Below are 2,608 nucleotides of genomic sequence, written 5' to 3'. Positions count from 1 at the left end.
ATTCATCGCAACGCGAAGTCTGAAGAATAGTCCCACCTCTTTCCATAATACCGCCGACCGAAGAATAATTCATTTCAAACATATCTTCATCCAAAAGACCAGAATAACCCCGTTTTATGCCAATCACTTCATAGCCTTCAGTTACCGCTGTTCTCACAGTCGAACGAACCGCGGCGTTCATTCCGGGTGCATCACCACCGCTTGTAAGTATTGCAATTTTCTTTACCATGCCATCGACCTCCTGAGCATACCAAAGTAAAGTTAAATCCGGCGCGATTATAGCACATTAATCGCCATATCTCATTTAAGCTGAGACTTTATGTTGATTAACGAAGCTTGTCAGTCGGTGCTATAATTAATCGGAAGCGAGGTGAAAGCCATGAAAAAGCTCAAAGAAGCTATTCAGCGCCATGAAGCAGAGCTGATTAAAGGCATTCTCGAAAACGAAGGCATTGAAGTGGAATTGAGACCTTCGCACATTGTTTACACTGATACGATTTACTTTGGTGAAGGTTCGCTTACGGACATACTTGTGCCTGATGAAATGCTGGAAAAAGCAAAGAAGATTCTTGAAGAATATAAGGGAAAGGAGTAACAGCAAATGGGAGACCTTAAAAGAACGCCTCTTTATCAGGAACACCTCCGGCTTGGTGGACGAATGGTCGAATTTGGCGGCTGGGATATGCCTGTGCAATACGAGTCAATAATGGAAGAGCACAGGGCTGTAAGAACTATGGCGGGGCTTTTTGACGTATCACACATGGGTGAAATCTCAGTTAAAGGTAAAGATGCAATTGCCTTTGCAGATTATCTGGTTACAAACTCCGTTTCCACCCTTAAAAATGGTGAGATTTGTTACACGCCAATGTGCAATGAAAAAGGTGGCGTGGTTGACGATCTACTGGTTTATAGAATCAGTAACAGTGAAGTGTTGCTAGTTGTAAACGCTTCAAATATCGATAAAGATTTCAACTGGGTTCTTGAAAGGGCAAAGGATAGGGACTTTTCCATTACATTGGATAACATCTCAAACAAAACAGCCCAGCTTGCCTTTCAGGGGCCAAAAGCTGAGGAAATCCTCAAAGAAATTTCACAGGTAAAGCTTGATGAAATTCCCTTTTACCATTTTATTCATGGGAAAGTAAATGGAATCGATTGCCTGGTTTCCAGAACAGGGTATACAGGCGAAGACGGCTTCGAACTATATGTAGACACAGAAGCTGCCGTTCCCCTATGGAGGAAAATTCTCGAAATTGGGACTCCTTATGGCGTAAAACCAGCAGGTCTTGGTGCAAGAGACCTTCTTAGGTTTGAAGCCTGTTATATGCTGTATGGAAATGAACTCACAGATGAGATCACCCCCCTTGAAGCAGGGCTAAAATGGGCTGTAAAATTTGAGAAAGAATTCTATGGACGGCAGGCTTTGATTGAACAGCGTGAAGAGGGTCTTGAGAAGAGACTCAGAGGCATAGAAATAATCGATAAAGGAATAGCCAGGCATGGATATGAAATTTTCGCCGGCGACGAGAATATCGGCTGGGTGAGCAGTGGCATGCTTTCCCCTTCAACCGGAAAAAGACTCGCACTGGCTTATTTGAAAAAGGGCTACTGGAAAACCGGAACCGAAGTGTTTGTCAAGATCAGGAACAAACTGGTTAAAGCACAGGTAATAAAAACACCTTTTTATAGAGGTTCAGTTAAATCAAAGGCCTGAAAAACCGAAAGGAGGAGTAACATGAAAAAATACGCAAAAACTCATGAATGGGTTCTTGTTGAAGGAAATGTGGCAACGGTAGGTATATCTAATTACGCTCAGGAGCATCTTGGAGACATCGTTTATGTAGAACTTCCCGAAGTTGGAAAAGAAATTTCCAAAGGCGAAACGATTTGCTCGGTAGAGTCCGTAAAGGCTGCAAGTGATGTTTATGCCCCTCTTTCCGGGAAAATCCTTGAAGTCAATGAAGAATTAGACGCCGCCCCGGAAACTATAAACAGTGATGCTGAAAAAAGCGGCTGGATCTTTAAAATGGAATTCAGTGACCCCGCTGAACTTGATGGACTGATGGACGAGGAGGAGTATAAAAAGTTCTGTGAAGAAGAGGAGGCCTAAAATGAGCCACTTTTCATACATACCGCATACAGATGCCGAAATACAAAAAATGCTTGAAACCATAGGTGTGAAGAGTGTTGAAGCCCTTTTCAGCGATGTTCCGCGAGTCTTCGATTTCGATCTGGCGTTGCCCAATAGCTCTGATGAGTTCAGCGTGGCACGTGAACTGAAAACCCTGGCCCAAAAAAACCTCAATTTAAATGAAGTAGCGGTCTTCCGCGGTGCTGGAATCTATTATCATTACATTCCTTCTGTAATTCGTGCTTTATCCTCAAGAGGAGAATTCCTCACCGCATACACTCCGTATCAGCCTGAAGTATCCCAGGGTACGTTGCAGGCATTGTTTGAATTTCAGACAATGATAGCGGAACTGGCCGGGCTTGAAGTGGCAAACTCCTCGATGTATGACGGAGCAACTGCCGTGGCTGAAGCCGCTTTAATGGCAGTGCGTGTTAATGGCAGAAACAAGATTCTGATTTCGAGAGCCCTCCACCCAGA

General features: G+C 43.8%; 5 protein-coding genes. 4 read left to right on the top strand and 1 reads right to left on the bottom strand.

The window, feature by feature from the left end:
* A partial coding sequence (locus AC3LHT_RS05300; protein WP_488662187.1) for a 6-phosphofructokinase occupies nt 1-229 on the bottom strand: 229 nt, incomplete at its 3' end.
* 150 nt (nt 230-379) lie between these two features.
* On the opposite strand from AC3LHT_RS05300, the gene AC3LHT_RS05295 reads away from it, so the two are divergent.
* The 4 genes from AC3LHT_RS05295 to AC3LHT_RS05280 all read left to right on the top strand — a co-directional run.
* Nucleotides 380-595, top strand: a complete 216-nt coding sequence (locus AC3LHT_RS05295; protein ID WP_290644874.1) for a putative signal transducing protein — start codon at nt 380-382, stop codon at nt 593-595.
* 6 nt (nt 596-601) lie between these two features.
* A complete protein-coding gene (gene gcvT, locus AC3LHT_RS05290; protein WP_488662186.1) occupies nt 602-1,714 on the top strand; it encodes a glycine cleavage system aminomethyltransferase GcvT in 1,113 nt (370 codons plus the stop codon).
* Nucleotides 1,715-1,735: 21 nt separating this feature from the next.
* Complete coding sequence (gene gcvH, locus AC3LHT_RS05285; protein WP_290644878.1) at nt 1,736-2,110, top strand: glycine cleavage system protein GcvH; 375 nt, start codon at nt 1,736-1,738, stop codon at nt 2,108-2,110.
* A gap of 1 nt (nt 2,111) precedes the next feature.
* Nucleotides 2,112-2,608 (top strand): PLP-dependent aminotransferase family protein (locus tag AC3LHT_RS05280; protein WP_488662185.1); only part of this gene is annotated, 497 nt, incomplete at its 3' end.

This window comes from Kosmotoga sp. (assembly GCF_982836095.1).
The sequence above is the reverse complement of the archived record's forward strand: the minus strand, read 5'-3'. Positions and strand labels throughout refer to the sequence as shown.